21 protein-coding genes are annotated in these 20591 nt (G+C 64.7%); 12 read left to right on the forward strand and 9 right to left on the reverse strand.

Going from position 1 to position 20591, the window contains the following annotated elements; all coding sequences use genetic code 11:
- Positions 1-34: 34 nt before the first annotated feature.
- Together choX and BZL41_RS08860 are read left to right on the forward strand one after the other, a co-directional pair.
- Positions 35-961 carry a choline ABC transporter substrate-binding protein gene (gene choX, locus BZL41_RS08855; protein WP_095598953.1) on the forward strand — a complete coding sequence of 309 codons (927 nt, stop codon included), beginning with the start codon at positions 35-37 and terminating at the stop codon, positions 959-961.
- A 209-nt stretch (positions 962-1170) separates the two neighbouring features.
- Positions 1171-2739: a SulP family inorganic anion transporter gene (locus tag BZL41_RS08860; RefSeq protein WP_095598954.1), complete on the forward strand. Its 1569-nt coding sequence runs from the start codon at positions 1171-1173 to the stop codon at positions 2737-2739.
- Here the strand turns inward: BZL41_RS08860 and aroE are convergent, their stop codons facing one another.
- The gene (aroE, locus tag BZL41_RS08865; protein ID WP_095598955.1) at positions 2740-3564 is read right to left on the reverse strand and encodes a shikimate dehydrogenase; all 825 of its coding nucleotides are present in this window, start codon (positions 3562-3564) and stop codon (positions 2740-2742) included.
- Positions 3565-3599: 35 nt separating this feature from the next.
- Positions 3600-4517: an oxygen-dependent coproporphyrinogen oxidase gene (hemF, locus tag BZL41_RS08870; protein ID WP_095598973.1), complete on the reverse strand. Its 918-nt coding sequence runs from the start codon at positions 4515-4517 to the stop codon at positions 3600-3602.
- Positions 4518-4733: 216 nt separating this feature from the next.
- Here hemF and BZL41_RS08875 point away from each other — a divergent pair, with 216 nt between their 5' ends.
- Entirely contained in the window at positions 4734-5711 is a 978-nt protein-coding gene (locus BZL41_RS08875; RefSeq protein ID WP_095598956.1) for an NADPH:quinone reductase, read from the forward strand.
- Positions 5712-5773: 62 nt separating this feature from the next.
- Here the strand turns inward: BZL41_RS08875 and BZL41_RS08880 are convergent, their stop codons facing one another.
- The 3 genes from BZL41_RS08880 to BZL41_RS08890 all read right to left on the reverse strand — a co-directional run bounded on the left by BZL41_RS08880 (position 5774) and on the right by BZL41_RS08890 (position 8580).
- Entirely contained in the window at positions 5774-6328 is a 555-nt protein-coding gene (locus tag BZL41_RS08880) for an L-threonylcarbamoyladenylate synthase (RefSeq protein ID WP_095598957.1), read from the reverse strand.
- Between the two features lie 43 nt (positions 6329-6371).
- Positions 6372-7475 carry a DNA-processing protein DprA gene (gene dprA / locus BZL41_RS08885; RefSeq protein ID WP_095598958.1) on the reverse strand — a complete coding sequence of 368 codons (1104 nt, stop codon included), beginning with the start codon at positions 7473-7475 and terminating at the stop codon, positions 6372-6374.
- 79 nt (positions 7476-7554) lie between these two features.
- Positions 7555-8580, reverse strand: a complete 1026-nt coding sequence (locus tag BZL41_RS08890; RefSeq protein WP_095598959.1) for a LysM peptidoglycan-binding domain-containing protein — start codon at positions 8578-8580, stop codon at positions 7555-7557.
- Between the two features lie 150 nt (positions 8581-8730).
- Between BZL41_RS08890 and def the strand changes: the two genes are divergently transcribed.
- From def to BZL41_RS08915, 5 genes are all read left to right on the forward strand, one after another.
- Entirely contained in the window at positions 8731-9237 is a 507-nt protein-coding gene (gene def / locus BZL41_RS08895) for a peptide deformylase (protein ID WP_095598960.1), read from the forward strand.
- Positions 9238-9298: 61 nt separating this feature from the next.
- Positions 9299-10243 (forward strand): methionyl-tRNA formyltransferase, encoded by a 945-nt coding sequence (gene fmt, locus BZL41_RS08900; RefSeq protein WP_095598961.1) that lies wholly within the window; start codon positions 9299-9301, stop codon positions 10241-10243.
- Entirely contained in the window at positions 10240-11559 is a 1320-nt protein-coding gene (gene rsmB / locus BZL41_RS08905; RefSeq protein WP_095598962.1) for a 16S rRNA (cytosine(967)-C(5))-methyltransferase RsmB, read from the forward strand. Before fmt ends, rsmB begins: the two co-directional genes overlap by 4 nt.
- Positions 11560-11572: 13 nt before the next feature.
- Positions 11573-12946: a Trk system potassium transporter TrkA gene (trkA, locus tag BZL41_RS08910; protein WP_084338906.1), complete on the forward strand. Its 1374-nt coding sequence runs from the start codon at positions 11573-11575 to the stop codon at positions 12944-12946.
- A 70-nt stretch (positions 12947-13016) separates the two neighbouring features.
- Complete coding sequence (locus tag BZL41_RS08915; protein WP_095598963.1) at positions 13017-13334, forward strand: tetratricopeptide repeat protein; 318 nt, start codon at positions 13017-13019, stop codon at positions 13332-13334.
- A gap of 7 nt (positions 13335-13341) precedes the next feature.
- Here BZL41_RS08915 and BZL41_RS08920 read toward each other — a convergent pair whose 3' ends face one another.
- The 4 genes from BZL41_RS08920 to BZL41_RS08935 form a co-directional block, all read right to left on the reverse strand.
- Positions 13342-13995, reverse strand: coding sequence for a 7-cyano-7-deazaguanine/7-aminomethyl-7-deazaguanine transporter (locus BZL41_RS08920; protein ID WP_095598964.1), 654 nt, complete (start codon positions 13993-13995; stop codon positions 13342-13344).
- Positions 13996-14097: 102 nt separating this feature from the next.
- Complete coding sequence (locus BZL41_RS08925; protein ID WP_095598965.1) at positions 14098-14364, reverse strand: PilZ domain-containing protein; 267 nt, start codon at positions 14362-14364, stop codon at positions 14098-14100.
- 83 nt (positions 14365-14447) lie between these two features.
- A complete protein-coding gene (locus tag BZL41_RS08930) occupies positions 14448-15335 on the reverse strand; it encodes a lysophospholipid acyltransferase (protein ID WP_095598974.1) in 888 nt (295 codons plus the stop codon).
- A gap of 87 nt (positions 15336-15422) precedes the next feature.
- Positions 15423-15971 carry a DNA-3-methyladenine glycosylase I gene (locus BZL41_RS08935; RefSeq protein WP_095598966.1) on the reverse strand — a complete coding sequence of 183 codons (549 nt, stop codon included), beginning with the start codon at positions 15969-15971 and terminating at the stop codon, positions 15423-15425.
- A 118-nt stretch (positions 15972-16089) separates the two neighbouring features.
- On the opposite strand from BZL41_RS08935, the gene glyQ reads away from it, so the two are divergent.
- From glyQ to BZL41_RS08955, 4 genes are read left to right on the forward strand one after another with little or no spacing between them, the layout of a single operon-like run.
- A complete protein-coding gene (gene glyQ, locus BZL41_RS08940) occupies positions 16090-17040 on the forward strand; it encodes a glycine--tRNA ligase subunit alpha (RefSeq protein WP_095598967.1) in 951 nt (316 codons plus the stop codon).
- A complete protein-coding gene (gene glyS / locus BZL41_RS08945; RefSeq protein ID WP_095598968.1) occupies positions 17037-19091 on the forward strand; it encodes a glycine--tRNA ligase subunit beta in 2055 nt (684 codons plus the stop codon). Before glyQ ends, glyS begins: the two co-directional genes overlap by 4 nt.
- 51 nt (positions 19092-19142) lie before the next feature.
- Positions 19143-19682, forward strand: coding sequence for a D-glycero-beta-D-manno-heptose 1,7-bisphosphate 7-phosphatase (gmhB, locus tag BZL41_RS08950; RefSeq protein ID WP_095598969.1), 540 nt, complete (start codon positions 19143-19145; stop codon positions 19680-19682).
- Positions 19683-20456 carry a 1-acyl-sn-glycerol-3-phosphate acyltransferase gene (locus tag BZL41_RS08955; RefSeq protein ID WP_095598970.1) on the forward strand — a complete coding sequence of 258 codons (774 nt, stop codon included), beginning with the start codon at positions 19683-19685 and terminating at the stop codon, positions 20454-20456.
- Positions 20457-20591: the final 135 nt, after the last annotated feature.

Genomic DNA, 20591 nt, shown 5'->3' on the forward strand with positions numbered 1-20591 from the left:
ATCGCCCATCCGAGAAAAACCAGGGGAGGAAGGCATGAAAAGACTCAACGCAGTACTCGCCGGCGGCTGTCTGCTGGCGGCCGCCACGTTCCACGTCCAGGCCGAGGACGCCAGCTGCGCCACGGTGAAATTGGCCGATCCGGGCTGGAGCGATATCGCCGTGACCAACGGCATCGCGACCTTCCTGCTCGACGGCATGGGCTACCAGACCAAGGTCGATACCCTGGCGGTGCCGATCATCTTCGGTGGGCTCAAGGACGGCCTGGTGGATGCCTTCCTCGGCAACTGGATGCCGGCCCAGCAGAGCTACCACGACAAGTTCGTCGCCAACGGCAATGTGGAGCAGTTGGCGAAGAACCTGGACGGCACCGAGTTCACCCTGGCGGTTCCGACCTATGCCTGGGAAGCCGGGGTGAAGGATTTCGCCGACCTGAACAAGTTCGCCGACCGCTTCAACCAGAAGATCTATGGCATCGGCTCGGGCGCACCGGCCAACCAGTCGATCCAGCAGATCATCGCCAAGAACGAGTTCGACCTGGGCAAATGGCGGCTGGTGGAGTCGGGCGAACAGGCCATGCTCTCCGAGGTGTCCCGCGCAGTGAAGCGGCAGCGCTTCATCGTCTTCCTCGGCTGGACGCCGCATCCGATGAACGTGCAGATCGACATGCGCTACCTGAAGGGCGGCGAGGCCTACTTCGGCAGCAGCGGCAGTGTCTACACCCTGACCCGCAAGGGCTACCGGCAGGCTTGCCCGAACGCTGCCCGGCTGCTCGCCAACCTGAGCTTCACCCAGGAAATGGAGAACAGCATCATGGCCTCGGCGCTGGAGAAAAAGGGCAGCAACGCCGAGGCGGTGAAAGCCTGGATCGCGGCACATCCCGAGATGCTCGACCAGTGGCTGGAAGGCGTGACCACCCGCGACGGCGGCGAAGCCCTGGCGGCGGTGAAGGCCAAGCTGTGAATCCGTAGGAGCCGGCTCTGCTGGCGATCACACTGACAAGAATCGCGAGCAAAGCTCGCTCCTACGACAGATTACGGATGACCGTACCCGGATTACGCTGCGCTTATCCGGGCTACGGTTGGATGGGTAATCCGCGATTCGCGCCCCCAATGCCTTGACCCTCGCCGCCCGGCATGGTGCGGTAACGGCTTCCGTGCCCGAGATTGTCCATGCGCCGCCCCGACCTGATCACGTTGCTCCCCTTCCTCGCCTGGCTGCCCCGGCAGAACCGCGCCAGCGTCGGCCAGGACCTGCTGGTCGGTCTGACCGGCGCCATCCTCGCCCTGCCGCAATCCATCGCCTACGCGCTGATCGCCGGCCTGCCGGCGGAATACGGTCTCTATGCGGCCATCGTGCCGGTGATTGTCGCCTGCCTGTGGGGCTCATCCTGGCACCTGATCGGCGGGCCGACCGCGGCCATTTCCATCGTGCTGTTCACCAGCGTCAGCCCGCTGGCGGTTCCTGGCAGCGCCGACTACGTCGGGCTGGTCCTGCTGCTGACCTTCCTTGCCGGGCTGTTCCAGTGGCTGCTCGGCCTGCTGCGCTTCGGTGCGCTGGTCAACTTCGTGTCGCACTCGGTGATCCTCGGCTTCACCCTCGGCGCAGCCGTGGTGATCGCCCTCGGCCAGGTACCCAACCTGTTCGGCCTCGACTTGCCCAGCCAGGCCACCGCGCTGCAAAGCCTGCTGGCGCTGGGTGAGCACCTGCGCGAGATCCATTGGCCGTCGCTGCTGGTGGCGCTGGTGACCCTGGTTGTGGCGTTGCTGGTGCGGCGTTTGCTGCCGCGCTGGCCGGCGCTGTTATTGGGCATCCTCGCTGGTGGCGTGCTGGTGGCGGCCCTGCCGCAGTGGATGGGCGGCGTTCCGCTGGTCAGCGCCTTCGAAGGCCGGCTGCCGCCCTTCAGTCCGCTGCAGTTCGACCTGGATACCCTGCTGCGTCTGCTGCCGGCCGCCGTCGCCTGCGGCATGCTCGGGCTGGTCACCAGCCTGTCCATTGCCCGTGCCCTGGCCGGCCGCTCGCAGCAGATGCTCAACGCCAACCTGGAAGTGCGCGGCCAGGGCCTGTCCAATATGGTCGGCGCCTGGTTCTCGGCCTCGCTGTCGGCAGGCTCGTTCACCCGCTCGGCACTGAACCAGCAGGCCGGTGCCCGCTCGCCACTGGCCGGAGTATTCTCCGCGCTCTGGGTCGCCCTGTTCACCCTCTTCGGCGCCCGCCTGATCGAACACATCCCGCTGCCGGCCATGGCCGCGAGCATCCTGCTGATCTGCTGGGGGTTGGTGGATATTCATGGCGTTCGCGCGCTCTGGCGGGTGAGCCGTTCGGAATTCCTGGTGATGAGCCTGACCTTCGCCGCCACGCTGCTGTTGGAGTTGCAGACCGCCATCTACGCTGGGGTGCTGGCGTCGCTGTTCTTCTACCTCAAGCGCACGTCGCGGCCACGGGTGCAGCAATGGCGGGAAGGAGAGGATGACGTACTGCGTCTGGAGGGTTCGATCTTCTTCGGGGCCTGCCCTTATCTGCAGCACCGCCTGCAACGCTGCGAAGGCGCGCGGGTGATCGTCGAGGCGCAGCAGGTCAACTTCATCGACTACGCCGGGGTCGAGATGCTGCACCAGGAAGCCCGCCGCCTGCTCGGCCAGAACCGCAGCCTGACGCTACGCCAGGCCCGCCCGCAGGTGGTGGAAGAATTGCTGAAACTGGAAGGACCGGAGCATTGCCCGGTCCTGTTCGAGACCTGATTAACCGGCCAACACCAATCTTCGAACCTCAGCCAACACCGGTGCACTGTCCGGCCGCACGCCGCGCCAGAGGAAGAACGCCTCGGCGGCCTGCTCCACCAGCATGCCCAGGCCATCCAGCGCCTGCGCCGCGCCATGCTCGCTGGCCCAGCGGCAGAAGGCAGTGGGTTCCTTGCCGTACATCATGTCGTAGCACAGCGTGTGGCCCGGGCGGATCAGGCTCGGCGAGATCGGCGGCAGGTCCCCGGCGAGGCTGGCGGAGGTGCCATTGACGATCAGGTCCACCGGCTCGTCGAGCCAGTCGAAACCGCTGGCCACCACCGGGCCCAGGTCGGCGAACTGCCGGGCCAGCGCCTCGGCCTTCTCCACCGTGCGGTTGGCGATGACCAGGCTGGCCGGGTGCTCTGCCAGGAACGGTTCCAGCACGCCACGTACCGCACCGCCTGCACCGAGCAACAGGATGCGCTTGCCGATCAGCGGAAAGCCCGCGTTCACCGTCAAGTCGCGCACCAGTCCGGCGCCATCGGTGTTGTCGCCGAGCAGGCTGCCGTCGTCGAGCTTCTTCAGGGTATTCACCGCCCCGGCGCGTTCGGCGCGAGCGCTCAGGCTGTCAGCCAGGCGGAACGCCTCTTCCTTGAATGGCACGGTGACGTTCGCTCCCTTGCCGTCGCGGAAGAAGGTACGGGCGAACCCGGTGAAATCGTCCAGTGGGGCGAGCAGGGCCTCGTAGGTCAGCGCCTGGCCGGTCTGCTCGGCGAACAGCCGGTGGATCAGCGGCGACTTGCTGTGGCCGATGGGGTTGCCGAAAACGCCGTAGCGGTCCATGGAAATCCTCGGTGAAATGCTTCAGCGCCCGGCCATCACGACTGGCCGGCAAGCCAGTCGCGGTCGGTCAGAAAATACTCCGTCAGCCGCGCTTCCGGGGTACCCGGCTCGGGCTTCCAGTCGTAGCCCCAGCGCACCTGCGGCGGCAGCGACATCAGGATCGACTCGGTGCGCCCGCCGGATTGCAGGCCGAACAGGGTGCCACGATCGTAGACCAGGTTGAACTCTACGTAGCGGCCACGGCGGAACGCCTGGAACTCGCGCTCGCGCTCGCCGTAGGGCGTGAGCTTGCGGCGCTGGACGATGGGCAGGTACGCCTCGATGTAGGCGTCTCCGATGGCCCGCATGAAGGCGAAGCAGGTCTCGAAGTCCCACTGGTTCAGGTCGTCGAAGAACAGGCCGCCGATGCCGCGCGGCTCGTTGCGGTGCTTGAGGTGGAAATAGCGGTCGCACCATTCCTTGAAGCGCGGGTAAACGTCCGCACCGAAGGGTTCGCACGCCTTGCGGGCGATCTGGTGCCAGTGCACGCAATCCTCTTCGACAGCGTAGTAGGGCGTCAGGTCGAAGCCGCCGCCAAACCACCAGACCGGCGCTTCGCCTTCCTTCTCCGCGCTGAAGAAGCGCACGTTGGCGTGGGAGGTCGGCACGTGGGGGTTTTCCGGGTGGATCACCAGGGACACGCCCAGGGCTTCGAAGCCGCGACCGGCCAGCTCAGGCCGATGGGCGCTGGCCGACGGCGGCAGGCCGGCGCCGAACACGTGGGAGAAATTCACACCGCCCTTTTCGATCACGGCACCGTCGGCGATCACCCGGGTACGACCACCGCCACCGGCCGGGCGAGTCCAGGCGTCTTCACTGAAACGCGCGCCGCCGTCTTCGGCTTCCAGGGCGGCGCAGATACGGTCCTGCAGATCGAGCAGATAGGCCTTCACGGCCTCGGTTTGAATACTCACGAGAATCACCTTGCAACAGGGCGGAGGCAGAGCCCATGCGGGCTGGCGGCCGGACAGGGGCGCTAGCATAGCATCGCTGCCGGCGCTTTCGCTGTTGACGCGGGTCAAGCGCTGGGGTTTGGATAGGCCCTTTCCGTGCGGTGCGCCGTGCTTTTTTCCTCTCGACAGCGGCCCCGGCACCTCCCTTCGCGTGCACTCATCAAGGAGTCTTTTCCGATGGCCAAGCGTATCCAGTTCAAGGCCCACGGCGGGCCGGAAGTCCTCGAATTCGTCGACTACACCCCGGCGGAACCGGGCCCGCGCGAAGTCCGCGTGCGCAACAAGGCCATCGGCCTCAACTTCATCGACACCTACTTCCGCAGCGGCCTCTATGCGCCGCCGGGCCTGCCGTCCGGCCTGGGCAGCGAAGGCGCCGGCGAGGTCGAGGCGGTGGGCAGCGAGGTGACTCAATTCAAGGTCGGCGACCGCGTCGCCTATGCCACCGGCCCGCTGGGCGCCTACAGCGAACTGCACGTGCTGCCGGCGGAAAAACTGGTCCGGCTGCCCGACTCGATCAGCTTCGAACAGGCGGCGGCGGTGATGCTCAAAGGGCTGACCGTACAGTATCTGCTGCGCCAGACCTATCCGCTGAAAGGCGGCGAGACCATTCTTTTCCACGCTGCCGCTGGCGGTGTCGGCAGCATCGCCTGCCAGTGGGCCAAGGCCCTCGGCGTGCACTTGATCGGCACTGTGGGTTCGGCGGAAAAGGCCGAACGCGCCAAGGCCCTGGGCGCCTGGGCGACCATCGACTACAGCCGCGAGGACGTGGCGAAGCGGGTGCTGGAACTGACCGATGGCAAGAAATGCCCGGTGGTCTACGACTCGGTGGGCAAGGACACCTGGGAAACCTCGCTGGACTGCGTGGCCCCGCGTGGCCTGCTGGTCAGCTTCGGCAATGCCTCCGGCGCGGTCACCGGCATCAACCTCGGCATCCTGGCGCAGAAGGGTTCGCTGTACGTCACCCGCCCGACCCTGGCGGGCTATGCCGATACTCCGGAACACTTGCAGGCCATGGCCGACGAGCTGTTTTCCATGATCGAGAGCGGCAAGATCCGCGTGGAAATCGGCCAGCGCTTCGCTCTCGCGGACGCGGCCAAGGCACAAACGGAACTGGCCGGCCGCCGTACCACCGGCTCGACGGTGCTTGTTCCGTAAGGGGTGAGGAGATCGGGGTGAGGGGTAAAGACTTTTACTCCTTACCCCTCACGCCAAACACCTTATCCTCTTACTACCCGCCCACTGACCAGATCACGGATGGTGCTAGGGTTCTTCCGCCCGCCCAAGGCACCGCCGAGCACGGCGTCGAGGCGATCATGGAAGTACTGCTCGACACGCAAGCGCGTGCGCGCCGCCGGTCGGCCGCCCGGATTGGCCGAGGTAGACACCAGCGGGCCGGTGAGGGCGCAGAGGTCACGCACCAGCGGGTGATCGGATACGCGCAGGGCGACACTGTCGTGCTGGCCGGTGATCCACTCGGGTAGCCGGTTCTGATGGGGAACCAGCCAGGTGTTCGGTCCCGGCCAGGTGCTGGCCAGACGGTCCTGCCAGGCTTCCGGCAAGTCCTCCAGGAGGAAATCGAACTGGCGAATGGAGTCGGCGACAAGGATCAAGCCCTTTTCCACAGGTCGATCCTTCAGCGCCAGCAACCGGTAGACAGCTTCCTCGTTCCACGGATCGCAACCCAATCCCCAAACCGCTTCGGTCGGGTAGGCCACCACGCCTCCCTCCCGCACCACACGCGCCACATACTGCGCACGCCAACTGCTGACCATCGTTCCAGCCCCCGAATACTGACTGGACGGCAGTGTACAAGGCTCAACCGGCGCGATACACCCAGCAGCCGGCCTCACAGGCCACCTGGCCCGCCAATTCCAGCTCGGTGAGGGCGACCAGGGTCCGTGGCAGCTCCCAACCGAGATTCGCCGCCAGGCTTTCACTGCTCTGGGGCGCTGCCCGCAGCAGCGCCAGCAGCGGATGCCCGGCCTGGGCAGCGGATGCGGCGGCTGGCGCCTGGACCTGCCAGCCGCGCAGGGCTTCGAGGATGTGCTCGATGGTCTCCACCAGGGTGGCGCCCTCGCGGATCAGCTGATGGCAACCACGCGCCCCCGGATGGTGGATGGAGCCGGGAATGGCATAGACCTCTCGGCCCTGTTCGGCCGCCAGCTTCGCCGTGATCAACGAGCCGCTGGACGGGCTTGCCTCGACAACCAGCACGCCCAACGACAGGCCGCTGATGATGCGGTTGCGCCGGGGGAAGTTGCTCGCCTGGGGTGGGCAGTCCAGCGGTAGCTCCGATACCAGAGCACCGCCGCGGGCGACGATCCGTTGCGCCAGTGCCTTGTGCCGATGCGGATAGAGGCAACGCAGCCCTGTCCCGAGCACCGCGACGGTCAGGCCGTCGCCATCCAGCGCTCCCTGGTGCGCGGCGCCGTCGATACCCAGAGCCAATCCACTGGTGATCACGAAACCGGCACCGGCCAGGCTGCGGGCAAAGGAACGGGCCGTATCCAATCCCGGAGCGGACGCACGACGGCTGCCAACCATGGCCAGTTGAGGCCGTTCGAGAATGGCGGGATCGCCCTCGACGAACAGCAGGGGAGGTGCATCGGGCAGTTCGCCAAGCAGGGCAGGGTAGCGTGGATCGTCCCAGGCCAGCAGGTGATGGTCCGGCTGTTCCAGCCATGCCATGGTAGCGGCGGCACGCTCGCGGATTTCCGCACTACGCCGGGGCTCGGCACAACAGGCGGGCAAACCCAGGGAGCGCCAGGCGCTGGCCGGTGCGCTGAGGGCAGCGGATGCGCTTTCGAAGGCATCGAGCAAGCGGCGGAAACGTCGAGGGCCGAGTTCCGGCAGGCTGTGCAGGCGCAGGCGGGCTTCTAGTTCGGCGGGAGTGAGGGAAGTCGTCGTCGCGAGCGACATCGCGATCATCCTTGATCTGTCGCGCCGCAAATGCGGCAGGGGAAAAGAAGAAGCCCCGCTCGGGGCGGGGCTTCGGCTGTTACGGGTTGCGGACCTTGTCCATAACCGCGAGCTGGCGGCTGGCAGCGAGCACCAGGCCGTAGCTGAGCTTGTCGTAAGTGCGGAACACCATCAGCAGGCCGGAACGCTCGTCCGGGACCTTCACCGACTCGCCGGTGATGCGGTCACGCACGGTTTCGCCAGTCTTGTAGACGGCCAGGACGTTGCCTTCGGCCAGGCCGTCGCGCTTGCCCTTGTTGATGGTGACCACGTCGAACTGGCCGATCTGCGTCACACCACGCGGAACATCGAGGATCAGGCCCTTGATGTCGCTCGCCGGAGCACTGGGCATGAAGGTGGAGTTCACCGCACGCTCCTCGGTAGGGAACAGACGGTCGCCCAGGCGAACTTCCTGGGTGGTGCGCAGCAGGGTCATGGTGGCGATATCGCCTTCCTCGGCGACCACTTCGCCGGTACCGATGTCGTCGGCGTTGATGCCGAGGAATTCCTTGGTATCCGGATCGGTGTAGGTACGGCCCTGGCGGAAGATGCCGTATACGGGCTGGCCTTCCTCGAAGGTGCCGCGGGCATAGATTCGGTCACCGGCGCCGCTCACCACGCGCTCGGCGTTACCGGCGACGATGTAGGGCTGGCCCTCGAACTGCTCGGGCGTATCGACGATACGGTTGGACAGCAGGAAGCTGTTGATCTTTTCCAGCGGGATGGTCGGGATCGCTTCGGCCATCGGCGTGCTGCGCACCTTCGGCGACAGCTTGACGGTCCCGCGCGATTCGCCGCGGTTGAGCATCAGACGCGGCTGGCCATCGATATAGACCAGGCTCAGCGTATCGCCCGGGTAGATCAGGTGAGGGTTCTGGATCTGCGGGTTGGCGTGCCAGATTTCCGGCCACTTCCAAGGCTCGCGGAGAAACTTGCCGGAGATGTCCCAGAGCGTATCGCCCTTCACCACGGTATAGCGGTCCGGATGACCATCCTTCAGCTCTACCGCAGCCTGCGCCAGACCGCCCGCGGCGAGGAGCAGCAGGGCGAGTAGTGATTTCCTCATGCGGTGAATCCCTTTATTATGTGTATTCACGTGGAGCGCCCTAGCGCCGCGGAAATCCCCAGGGAACGCGGCGTGAAGCCGTTTTTCAATGCTGCTCATCATCTTAGCAGTGGATTTTTACTTAATTCCATAAGTGCATCACAAACGTATATGGCGATCCTGAACATCCTCGAATTTCCCGATCCGCGGCTGCGTACCATCGCCAAACCGGTGGAGTCGGTGGACGACTCGCTGCGCCAGCTGATCGACGACATGTTCGAGACCATGTACGCCGCCCCGGGCATCGGTCTGGCCGCGACTCAGGTGAACGTGCACAAGCGCCTGGTGGTGATCGACGTCAGCGAGGACAAGACCCAGCCGCTGGTGTTCATCAACCCCGAGTTCGAACCGCTCACCGACGAACTGGACCAGTATCAGGAAGGCTGCCTGTCGGTACCCGGCTTCTACGAGAACGTCGAGCGTCCGCAACGCGTCCGGGTCAAGGCCCTCGACCGCAATGGCGAAGCCTTCGAAATGATCTGCGAAGGCCTGCTGGCGGTGTGCATCCAGCACGAGTGCGATCACCTCAACGGCAAGCTGTTCGTCGATTACCTGTCCAGCCTCAAGCGTGATCGTATCCGCAAGAAGCTGGAGAAACAGCACAGGCAACAGGCCTGATGCGTTCATACTGAAGGCTTGCTCCGGCAAGCCTTTTTCTTTCAGCCCTCAGCGAGAGACCATGACCCAGCCCCTGCGCATCGTCTTCGCCGGCACCCCGGAATTTGCCGCCGAACATCTCAAGGCCCTCCTCGAAACCCCGCACCGGATCGTCGCCGTCTACACCCAGCCCGACCGCCCCGCCGGTCGCGGACAGAAGCTGATGCCGAGTCCGGTCAAGCAGCTCGCCGTTCAGCACAACATTCCCGTCCTCCAGCCGAAGACCCTGCGCGATCCGGCTGCCCAGGCCGAACTGGCCGCCTTGCAGCCGGACCTGATGGTGGTGGTGGCCTACGGTCTGATCCTGCCCCAGGCGGTGCTGGATATCCCCCGCCTCGGCTGCATCAACAGCCATGCCTCGCTACTGCCGCGCTGGCGCGGCGCGGCGCCGATCCAGCGCGCCGTGGAGGCCGGCGACGCGGAAAGCGGGGTCACCGTAATGCGCATGGAAGCCGGCCTGGACACCGGCCCGATGCTGCTCAAAACGAGCACCCCCATCGAAGCCGGCGATACCGGCGGCACCCTGCACGACCGCCTCGCCATCCTGGGGTCGAAGGCCGTGATCGAGGCGGTCGATACCCTGGCCGCCGGCACGCTGGTGGGCGAAGTTCAGGACGATGCCCTGGCCACCTACGCGCACAAGCTGAATAAAGAAGAAGCCCGTCTCGACTGGGGCCGCCCGGCCGTCGAGCTGGAGCGCCGCATCCGGGCCTTCACGCCCTGGCCTGTCTGTCACACCACCCTGAACGGCGAGACGCTGAAGGTACTGGCTGCAGCCCCAGGCGAAGGCCGAGGCGTCCCCGGTACCATCCTCGCCGCCAACAAGGACGGCCTGACCGTTGCCTGTGGCGAAGGCGCCCTACGTCTGACCCGCCTGCAACTCCCCGGCGGCAAGCCTCTGGCCTTCGCCGATCTGCTCAACAGCCGCCGCGAGCAGTTCGCCCCGGGCCAGGTGCTCGGCGCATGAGCCTCAACCCCCGTCTGGCCGCCGCCCGCGCCCTGGCCGCCGTGCTGTCCGGCAAGGCGTCGCTGGGCAGCAGCCTGCCGGCGCAACTGGACAAGGTCGAGCCACGCGACCGCAGTCTCACCCAGGAGCTCGCCTACGGCGCCGCCCGCTGGCAGCCACGCCTCGCGGCGCTGGCCGAACAGTTGCTGCAGAAGCCATTCAAGGCCGCCGACAAGGATGTCGAAGCGCTGCTGCTGATTGGCCTCTACCAGTTGCTCTACACCCGTATCCCCGCCCACGCCGCCATTGGCGAGACCGTCGGCTGTGCCGACGCGTTGAAGAAAAGCTGGGCCAAGGGCCTGCTGAACGCCGTGCTGCGCCGCGTGCAGCGCGAAGGCGAAACCCTGCTGGCCGGACTGGAACGCGATCCGGTGGTTCGCACCGCGCATCCGCGCTGGTTGCAGAAATCCCTGAAAGCCCACTGGCCCGAAAAATGGGAGGAGGTCTGCGCGGCAAACAACGCCCATCCGCCCCTGATTCTGCGGGTCAATCGCCGTGAAGGCAGCCGTGAGGATTACCTGGCGGAGTTGCAGTCCGCCGGGATTTCCGCCCACGCCTGCGCCTTTAGCCGCGACGGCATTGTTCTCGACGAGCCACGTGACGTCACGACTCTGCCGGGCTTCGCCGAAGGCCGCGTCAGCGTGCAGGACGAAGCCGCCCAACTGGCCGCCGACCTGCTCGAACTAGCCCCCGGCCAACGCGTGCTGGACGCCTGCTGTGCACCGGGCGGCAAGACCTGTCACCTGCTGGAAGCGGAGCCGAAGCTGGCCGAAGTAGTGGGGATCGACCTGGAAGCCAAGCGGCTCGAACGCGTGCGGGAGAACCTCGGGCGACTCGGCCTCGACGCTCGCCTGATCGCCGCCGATGCGCGCGACATCGCCGCCTGGTGGGATGGCAAGCCGTTCCAACGCATCCTTCTCGACGCACCCTGTTCGGCCACTGGCGTGATCCGCCGCCACCCAGACATCAAGCTGACCCGCCAGGCCGACGATATTCCGGCCCTGGCCACGCTCCAGGGCGAACTGCTCGATGCGCTCTGGTCGACGCTGGAGGTCGGCGGCGTGCTGCTCTATGCCACCTGCTCCGCCTTGCCGACCGAAAACACCGAGGTCATCGAGGCATTCCTCGCCCGCACGCCCGGTGCGCGGGAGCTGGACGTCGCCGGCACCTTCGGCCTCAAGCAGCCCCACGGACGCCAGTTACTGGCCCAGGAAAACGGGCATGATGGTTTCTATTACGCAAAACTGATCAAGATCGCCGCGTCACCCCGCGGCTGAGGACAAGGAACCGATGAAGATCATCATCCTCGGCGCCGGCCAGGTCGGCGGAACCCTCGCCGAGCATCTGGCCAGCGAGGCCAACGACATCACCGTGGTGGACACCGATGGCGACCGCCTGCGCGACCTCGGCGACCGCCTCGACATTCGCACCGTGCAAGGCAAAGGCTCCTTTCCGACCGTACTGCGCCAGGCCGGCGCCGACGACGCCGACATGCTCATCGCGGTGACCAACAGCGACGAAGTGAACATGGTCGCCTGTCAGGTCGGCTACACCCTGTTCCATACCCCGACCAAGATCGCCCGGGTCCGTGAGGCAGCCTATCTGACCCGTACCGGCCTGTTCGACAACGAAGCCATTCCGGTGGACGTGCTGATCAGCCCGGAACAGGTGGTGACCAACTACATCAAGCGCCTGATCGAATACCCCGGCGCCCTGCAGGTGATCGACTTCGCCGAAGGCAAGGCGCAACTGGTGGCAGTGCGCGCCTATTACGGCGGTCCGCTGGTCGGCCAGGAATTGCGCCAGTTGCGCCAGCACATGCCCAACGTGGACACCCGCGTGGCCGCGATCTTTCGCCGCAACCGGCCGATCCTGCCGCAGGGCGACACGGTGATCGAAGCCGACGACGAGGTGTTCTTCATTGCCGCCAAGGGCCACATCCGCGCGGTGATGAGCGAGATGCGCCGCCTCGAGGATAGCTACAAGCGGGTGGTGATCGCTGGCGGCGGGCACATCGGCGAACGCCTCGCCGAGGCCATCGAGAGCCGCTACCAGGTGAAGATCATCGAGATGAACCCGGCCCGCTGCCGCTACCTCTCGGAGGCCCTGGACAGCACCATCGTTCTCCAGGGCAGCGCGTCGGACAAGGATCTGCTGGTTGAAGAGAACATCAACGACGCCGACATCTTCCTCGCCCTGACCAACGACGACGAGGCCAACATCATGTCCTCGCTGCTAGCCAAGCGGCTCGGCGCGCGCAAGGTGATGACCATCATCAACAACCCGGCCTACGTCGACCTGGTGCAGGGCGGTGAGATCGACATCGCCATCAGCCCGCAGTTGGCCACCATCGGCACCCTGCTGACCCACGTGCGACGCGGCGACATCGTCAGCGTGCACTCGCTGCGCCGGGGCGCGGCCGAAGCCATCGAGGCCATCGCCCATGGCGACGCCAAGTCGAGCAAGGTCATCGGCCGTGCCATCGAAGACATCGCCCTGCCGCCGGGCACCACCATCGGCGCGATCATCCGCGACGAGGAAGTGCTGATCGCCCATGACGACACCGTGATCGAATCCGGCGACCACGTGATTCTGTTCCTGGTGGACAAGAAGCACATTCGCGACGTCGAACGGCTGTTCCAGGTGGGATTGACCTTCTTCTGATCGAGCTTCGAGCCACAACGCTTACTTGTCGCTTGAAGCTTGCCGCTGACAGCTTCCCGGAGGGCCCCCGATGATCGAATCCCTGGAAAAGATGCTGGCCAAGGGCGTGGACAACGCCCTGCTGCGCTTCGGCCTGGGCAAGGGCTATCTGGATGCCGGCGAACCGGCGCGGGCCGCCGAACATCTGCGGCGTTGCGTCGAGTTCGATCCGAACTATTCGGCCGCCTGGAAGCTGCTTGGCAAGGCACTCGACGCCCAGGCCGATCCGGACGGCGCCCGTCAGGCCTGGGAGAAGGGCCTGGAGGCTGCCCGCGGCCACGGCGACAAGCAGGCAGAAAAGGAAATGACCGTGTTCCTGCGCAAGCTGGAGAAGCGGATCAGGCCGTGATCGCGCCTCACACCGACAGAGCGGCGCGGCGAGGCATCAGCCGCATCAGGCCATTCAGCAGCATGCCGTACAAAGGCACGAACAGCAGCAGGCTCACGGCCAGCTTGACGCCGTAATCCACCGTGGCGATTTCCACCCAGTGCTCGGCCATGAACGGGTTGCCGCTGTGCCAGAAGGCCACGGAAAAGAACGCAAAGGTATCCAGCAGGTTACCCAGCACGGTGGAAGCCGCCGGGGCGATCCACCAGTGGCGCAGCTGGCGAAGACGATCAAAGACCTGGATATCGAGCACCTGACCCAGTACGTAGGCAATGAAGCTGGCCAGGGAAATCCGGGCAACGAAACTGTTGAACTCGCCCAGCGCCGCCGCCCCCTGGAAGGCGCCGTCCTGGAACAACACCGAAACCACATACGAAGCCAGCAGCGCCGGCAGCATGACCCGCGCGATGACCTGCCGCGCCGGGCTCTTGCCCAGCAGACGTACGGTGAGGTCGGTGGCAAGGAAGATGAACGGGAAGCTGAACGCCCCCCAGGTGGTCTGCCAACCGAACAGCATCATTGGCAACTGCACCAGGTAATTGCTGGCAATGATGATGAGGATATGGAAAGCGATCAGTCCGGCCAGGGTGCCACGCCGGAGCGAAGGGGAAAGCATCTGCATCTGAGCGTCCTTTTTGAGTCATGGGGTGAGGGAACCCATTGCCGCGACCGGAATGATCGGGCGGCGCGCATTCTAGCCTTTTCTTGACTTACCGGATAGGTTTTAGTCGTCGGAGAGGAAACGCAGGCCGGCACCCTCGGCGTCGACCCGCATCACCTCCATCTGCAGGATCGGTGCTTCGATGGGCAGGTCCTGCACCTGCCCGGTGACTTGGCTGCCGGGTTCCAGCGCAGCGAGTTCGGGATGCCGGACGTAGACACCGCCATCCGACAGGTCGCGGGTCTGGGCGATCAGCTCGCCGAAGCTCGGGTGGCTGATCTTGATGCGGCATTTCATCGGTGTACGGGGAAACTGTCGCTGGTTGGCCATGGCTGGGCTGCCATCCGTGGAAGTTAGCGGTTAATACCTCAATTGCACGACGCAGGCTAGCCAACCCTGGGTTGGCCGGCCCCTCAGTACCACTTTTTCTCGCCGTCCGGGCGCTTCTTGAAACGTTTCATCGTCCACATGTACTGGCTCGGATAGGCCCGCACGTACTTTTCGATCACACCGCTCATGGCCGCCACGGCGGTTTCGGTGTCGTCGCTATACATCGCTTCCGGCGCTGCTTCGAGGATCACCTTGTAGCCCGAGCCGTCCGGCAGACGAACAGCATGGAGGAACACGCCAACCGCCTTGCCCCCCGCAAGCATGCCGGGCACGAATTTGCTGGTCAGCGCCTGGATGGCGCAGAAGGGCACGAACACGCCGCTGGAGCGGCTCGGTTCCGGGTCGGCGGGAATGCCCACGGCGCCGCCCTTGCGGACTTCCTTGATGACGCTGAGGATGCCTTCCTTGGTAGAAGGGGCGACCCGGTTACCCATCTGCACGCGCTGTTTCTGCAGGAGTTCGTCCACCGCCTTCAGCTTCGGCGGACGATAGAAGATGATGGGTTTGCACTGCGAGCAGTAGAAGTGATTCAGCACTTCCCAGTTACCCAGATGGCTGGTGATACCGACCACGCCTTTGCCGGATGCCAATGCCGAATGCAGGACTTCGAGTCCTTCCACTTCACGCACCAGGCGCAGGGACTTTTCCGCTGGCCAGATCCAGGCGCAGGCGCTTTCGGTGAGCGTCCGGCCGATATCCATCAGACTGCGGCGCCACAGGTCTTCCAGGGCGGATTTTTCCAGCTCCGGAAAGCATTTTTCCAGGTTGATGCGTGCGACCTCGCGCGACCGGTTCGGCAGGCGCCACATCAGCCAGCCGAGCGACGCACCGACCGTCTGCACCACGCGCCAGGGCAACAGCGCGAAGAGGCGCAGAAAACCCACGACCAGCGCGCCCTTGAACTTCTCCACAGCGAACTCCCGGAAGATGTCGAAAAAAGGCGGCCATTGTAACGGATCGTCGTCCGCGACCTGAACGGGCTTCCGGTCGCGTCCCACCTACCCGAGTTCGATGTAACGATCGCAATCCAGGGTATGGTCCATCACCATGCCAGCCGCCTGCATGTAGGCGTAGCAGATGGTCGGGCCGACGAAGGTAAATCCCTTTTTCTTCAACGCCTTGCTCATGGCCTCGGCTTCAGGCGTCACCGCCGGCACGTCGGAGCGGTCGCGGAAGCGGTTGATCCTCGGCTTGCCGCCGACGAAAGACCAAAGCAGTTCGACCGGGTCCTCCAGTTCCAGCCAGGCCCGGGCGTTCTGCCGTGCGGCATTGAGCTTCAAGCGGTTGCGGATGATGCCGGGGTCCTGCATCCGCTCCTCGATCTCGGCATCGCTCATCGCGGCAAGGCGGGCCGGATCAAAACCGAACAGAACTTCGCGGTAGCGCTCGCGCTTCTTCAGCACGGTGATCCAGGATAGTCCGGCCTGGAAGCCCTCCAGCAGGAGCAGTTCGAACAACTTGCCGGGGTCGCGTTGCGGCACGCCCCATTCCTCGTCGTGATAGGCCATGTAGAGAGGATCATCGGTACACCAGAAGCAGCGTGGCATAAGGCTTTCCATGCGGTAGAGGCGAGGTTTAATCGGGTATACTTCGGCGCTTTATGACGTCGACGAAGCGGCTGGGATACGGCCCGTCGCTTCCCAGCTCCAGCACAGGTGAAAATTCGTGAGCCAGACTACGCCCGCCGTGCGCACCTTCCAAGACCTGATCCTGGCCCTCCAGCAGTATTGGGCCGAGCAGGGCTGCGTGGTGCTCCAGCCCTACGACATGGAAGTAGGCGCCGGTACTTTCCACACCGCCACTTTCCTCCGCGCCATCGGCCCGGAAACCTGGAACGCCGCCTATGTGCAGCCTTCCCGTCGCCCGGCCGACGGCCGCTATGGCGAGAACCCCAACCGCCTGCAGCACTACTATCAATTCCAAGTGGTGCTCAAGCCGAACCCGGAGAACTTCCAGGAGCTGTACCTGGGCTCGCTGAAGGCCATTGGCATCGACCCGCTGGTCCACGACATCCGCTTCGTCGAAGACAACTGGGAATCGCCGACCCTCGGCGCCTGGGGCCTGGGCTGGGAGATCTGGCTGAACGGCATGGAAGTCACCCAGTTCACCTACTTCCAACAGGTCGGCGGCATCGAGTGCTATCCGGTGACCGGCGAGATCACCTACGGCCTGGAGCGCCTGGCCATGTACCTGCAGGGCGTCGACTCGGTCTACGACCTGATCTGGACCGACGGCCCGTTCGGTACCGTCACCTACGGCGACGTGTTCCACCAGAACGAAGTGGAGCAATCCACCTACAACTTCGAGCACGCCAACGTGCCGGAGCTGTTCCGCCTGTTCGATTTCTACGAGTCGGAAGCCAACCGCCTGATCGAGCTGCAATTGCCGCTGCCGACCTACGAAATGGTGCTGAAGGCCTCCCACACCTTCAACCTGCTGGACGCCCGCCGTGCCATTTCGGTGACCGAGCGCCAGCGCTACATCCTGCGCGTGCGCACCTTGGCCCGCGCGGTGGCACAGAGCTACCTGCAGGCGCGCGCCCGTCTCGGCTTCCCCATGGCCACCCCCGAATTGCGTGAAGAAGTGTTGGCCAAGCTGAAGGAGGCCGCAGAATGAGTGCACAAGATTTTCTCGTCGAACTGGGCACCGAAGAGCTGCCGCCGAAAGCCCTGAAATCCCTCGGCGAAGCCTTCCTCGCCGGAATCGAAAAGGGCCTCAAGGGGGCCGGCCTGGCTTATGCGTCAGCCCGTGTGTTCGCCGCCCCGCGCCGACTGGCCGTGCTGATCGAGCAACTGGCCACCCAGCAACCAGACCGCAGCCACAATGTCGATGGCCCGCCGCTGCAAGCCGCGTTCGACGCCAACGGCAACCCGACCCAGGCTGCGCTCGGTTTCGCCAAGAAGTGCGGCGTCGACCTGGAACAGATCGACAAGAGCGGGCCCAAGCTGAAATTCAGCCAGACTATTCCCGGCCAGCCGGCCGTCGGCCTGTTGCCCGGTATCGTCGAGGCCTCGCTGAACGAACTGCCGATTCCCAAGCGCATGCGCTGGGCCACTCGCAAGGAAGAGTTCGTTCGCCCGACCCAGTGGCTGGTCATGCTGTTCGGCGATCAGGTCATCGACTGCGAAATCCTCGCCCAGAAGGCCGGTCGCGAATCCCGCGGCCATCGCTTCCACAGCCCGGGCAAGGTGCATATCTCGCGTCCGTCCACCTATCTGGAGGATCTGCGGGGCGCCTATGTGCTGGCCGACTTCGCCGAGCGCCGCGAACTGATCGCCGCCCGCGTCGACGAACTGGCCGCCGCCCAGCAGGGCAGTGCGATCGTTCCGGCCGATCTGCTGGACGAAGTGACGGCCCTGGTGGAATGGCCGGTACCGCTGGTCTGCTCCTTCGAGGAACGCTTTCTCGAAGTACCGCAGGAAGCTCTGATCTCCACCATGCAGGACAACCAGAAGTACTTCTGCCTGCTGGATGCCAAGGGCAAGCTGCTGCCGCGCTTCATCACCGTGGCCAACATCGAAAGCCAGGACCCGGCACAGATCGTTTCCGGCAACGAGAAGGTCGTGCGTCCGCGCCTCACCGACGCCGAGTTTTTCTTCAAGCAGGACAAGAAACAGAAGCTGGAAAGCTTCAATCAGCGTCTGGCCAACGTGGTGTTCCAGGCGCAGCTGGGCTCGGTGTTCGAGAAAGCCGAGCGAGTCTCCAAACTCGCCGCGTTCATCGCCGAGCGTGTTGGCGGAGACGCCGAGCGCGCCGCCCGCGCCGGCCTGCTGTCAAAGTGCGACCTGGCCACCGAGATGGTCGGCGAATTCCCTGAGATGCAGGGCATTGCCGGCTACTACTACGCGCTCAACGACGGCGAGCCGGAAGACGTCGCTCTCGCCTTGAACGAGCAATACATGCCACGCGGCGCTGGCGCCGAGCTGCCGACCACGCTGACCGGTGCTGCCGTGGCGGTTGCCGACAAGCTGGATACGCTGGTCGGCATCTTCGGTATCGGCATGCTGCCCACCGGCAGCAAGGACCCGTATGCCCTGCGCCGTGCCGCTCTCGGTGTACTGCGTATCCTGATCGAGAAGCAGCTCGACCTGAACCTGGCCGACGCCCTCGAATTCGCGGCACGTCAGTACGCCGACAAGGTCAAGTCGGACGGCTTGGTGGCTCAGGTCCAAGACTTCATCTTCGACCGTCTGCGTGCCCGTTACGAAGACGAAGGCATCGACGTTGCCGCCTACCTCTCTGTGCGTGCGCTGCAGCCCGGCTCCGCGCTGGACTTCGACCAGCGCGTACAGGCCGTGCAGGTGTTCCGCCAGTTGCCGGAAGCCGAAACCCTGGCCGCTGCCAACAAACGCGTGTCCAATCTGCTGGCCAAGTTCGAAGGCGAGGTTCCGGCGAATGTCGACGGCTCGCTGCTTCAGGAGCCCGCCGAGAAGGTCCTGGCGCAGGCCCTGGCGGCGGCTGACGAAGCCGTGGCGCCGCTTGCCTCGGCACGCTGCTACCGTGAGGCCCTGGAGCGCCTGGCTAGCCTGCGCGAACCGGTGGATGCCTTCTTCGACGCGGTCCTGGTCAACGCCGAAGACAGCGCCGTACGGGCTAACCGCTATGCTTTGCTCGCGCGTCTGCGCGGGTTGTTCCTCGGCGTTGCCGATATTTCGCTATTGGGCTGAAAGCACGGGCTCCGGTCTTTCGAGATCTGGAGCTCGTTCGCACGAATACGTATGAAACTGATCGTTCTCGACCGTGACGGGGTCATCAATCAGGACTCCGATGAGTTTGTGAAGAATCTGGACGAGTGGATTCCCATCCCCGGTTCCATCGAAGCCATTGCACGTCTGTCCAAGGCCGGCTGGACGATAGCGGTGGCCACCAACCAATCCGGCGTGGCGCGCGGGCTGTTCGACATGACCACGCTCACCGACATGCACCTGATGATGCAGAAACTGGTGATGGAGCAGGGCGGGCGTATCGATCTGATCGTACATTGCCCCCATGGGCCCAAGGACGGCTGCGAATGCCGCAAACCTAAGCCCGGCATGTTCCGTACCATCGCCGAGCATTTCGAGCTGCCCGATCTCCAGGGAGTACCCGTGGTCGGAGACAGTCACCGCGATCTGCACGCCGGGCTTATGCTGGGCGGCACGCCCTACTTGGTGAAGACCGGCAAGGGCTTGCGCACGCTGGAAAGCAACCTGCCCCCGGGCACCCAGGTCTTCGATGACCTCGCCGCCGTGGTCGACCACTTGCTCAAGGACCGATAGATGAGCTTCACCCTGCGAATCAGGACCTTCCTGTTTTACCTTCTGCTCTCTGCCAGCGCCTTCTTTTGGGGCATTCTCAGCGTCCTGATCGGACCTTTCCTACCATTCCGCGCGCGCTACCGGTTCATCGTCCAGGCTTGGTGCCGCATGGCCGTCTGGCTGGCACGTGCCGTGGTGGGTATCCGCTATGAAATAAAAGGCTTGGAAAATATTCCCGAGCGGCCTTGCGTGATCTTGGCGAAGCATCAGAGCACATGGGAAACCTTCTTCCTCTCCGGTTACTTCGAGCCTCTGAGCCAGGTACTGAAACGCGAACTGCTGTTCGTCCCGTTCTTCGGCTGGGCGATGGCGCTGCTGCGCCCCATCGCCATCGATCGCAGCAATCCCAAGGCAGCTCTCAAGCAACTCGCCAAGCAGGGTCATGAAAGGCTGGAGCAGGGCGCCTGGGTGCTGGTATTCCCTGAAGGTACCCGCGTGCCGGCCGGGCAGATTGGCAAGTTTTCCCGAGGTGGTGCGGCACTGGCTGTCAACGCTAACCTGCCGGTCCTGCCCATCGCCCACAACGCTGGCGAGTTCTGGCCGAAGGAGGGCTGGAGCAAGCGCCCCGGCACCATCCAGGTGGTGATCGGCCCCGCTCTGTATGCGGAGTCCACCGGTCCACGTGCCATCGCCGAACTCAACGACCGCGCCTTCGCCTGGGTAGAACAGACCCAGCGAGAGATCGGCGCTCTGCCACCAACCGCAGTGCCAATCGATACCGTCGCGCCTATCTGAACGAAGGTAGCGACCAATAAGAAAGCCGGCCCTGAGGCCTAATGCTGTTCACTTAAGCATTTGAGCCCCGGCGGGGCTTCCCCGAAAATCCGATGCCAGGTCTCTGGCATCGGATTTTTTATGTCTCTCCAACAG

Source organism: Pseudomonas sp. PIC25, assembly GCF_002286785.1.
Taxonomy (GTDB): Bacteria; Pseudomonadota; Gammaproteobacteria; order Pseudomonadales; family Pseudomonadaceae; genus Pseudomonas_M.

Excerpts from the sequence above, each read along its gene's own strand:
- gmhB (WP_095598969.1), top strand. The coding sequence starts at position 19,143 with ATGAAACTGATCGTTCTCGACCGTGACGGGGTCATCAATCAGGACTCC.
- BZL41_RS08860 (WP_095598954.1), top strand. The coding sequence starts at position 1,171 with ATGCGCCGCCCCGACCTGATCACGTTGCTCCCCTTCCTCGCCTGGCTG.
- BZL41_RS08955 (WP_095598970.1), top strand. The coding sequence starts at position 19,683 with ATGAGCTTCACCCTGCGAATCAGGACCTTCCTGTTTTACCTTCTGCTC.
- trkA (WP_084338906.1), top strand. The coding sequence starts at position 11,573 with ATGAAGATCATCATCCTCGGCGCCGGCCAGGTCGGCGGAACCCTCGCC.
- rsmB (WP_095598962.1), top strand. The coding sequence starts at position 10,240 with ATGAGCCTCAACCCCCGTCTGGCCGCCGCCCGCGCCCTGGCCGCCGTG.
- fmt (WP_095598961.1), top strand. The coding sequence starts at position 9,299 with ATGACCCAGCCCCTGCGCATCGTCTTCGCCGGCACCCCGGAATTTGCC.
- BZL41_RS08920 (WP_095598964.1), bottom strand. The coding sequence starts at position 13,995 with ATGCAGATGCTTTCCCCTTCGCTCCGGCGTGGCACCCTGGCCGGACTG.
- BZL41_RS08915 (WP_095598963.1), top strand. The coding sequence starts at position 13,017 with ATGATCGAATCCCTGGAAAAGATGCTGGCCAAGGGCGTGGACAACGCC.
- glyS (WP_095598968.1), top strand. The coding sequence starts at position 17,037 with ATGAGTGCACAAGATTTTCTCGTCGAACTGGGCACCGAAGAGCTGCCG.
- aroE (WP_095598955.1), bottom strand. The coding sequence starts at position 3,564 with ATGGACCGCTACGGCGTTTTCGGCAACCCCATCGGCCACAGCAAGTCG.
- dprA (WP_095598958.1), bottom strand. The coding sequence starts at position 7,475 with ATGTCGCTCGCGACGACGACTTCCCTCACTCCCGCCGAACTAGAAGCC.
- choX (WP_095598953.1), top strand. The coding sequence starts at position 35 with ATGAAAAGACTCAACGCAGTACTCGCCGGCGGCTGTCTGCTGGCGGCC.
- BZL41_RS08890 (WP_095598959.1), bottom strand. The coding sequence starts at position 8,580 with ATGAGGAAATCACTACTCGCCCTGCTGCTCCTCGCCGCGGGCGGTCTG.
- BZL41_RS08925 (WP_095598965.1), bottom strand. The coding sequence starts at position 14,364 with ATGGCCAACCAGCGACAGTTTCCCCGTACACCGATGAAATGCCGCATC.
- def (WP_095598960.1), top strand. The coding sequence starts at position 8,731 with ATGGCGATCCTGAACATCCTCGAATTTCCCGATCCGCGGCTGCGTACC.
- BZL41_RS08880 (WP_095598957.1), bottom strand. The coding sequence starts at position 6,328 with ATGGTCAGCAGTTGGCGTGCGCAGTATGTGGCGCGTGTGGTGCGGGAG.
- BZL41_RS08935 (WP_095598966.1), bottom strand. The coding sequence starts at position 15,971 with ATGCCACGCTGCTTCTGGTGTACCGATGATCCTCTCTACATGGCCTAT.
- BZL41_RS08875 (WP_095598956.1), top strand. The coding sequence starts at position 4,734 with ATGGCCAAGCGTATCCAGTTCAAGGCCCACGGCGGGCCGGAAGTCCTC.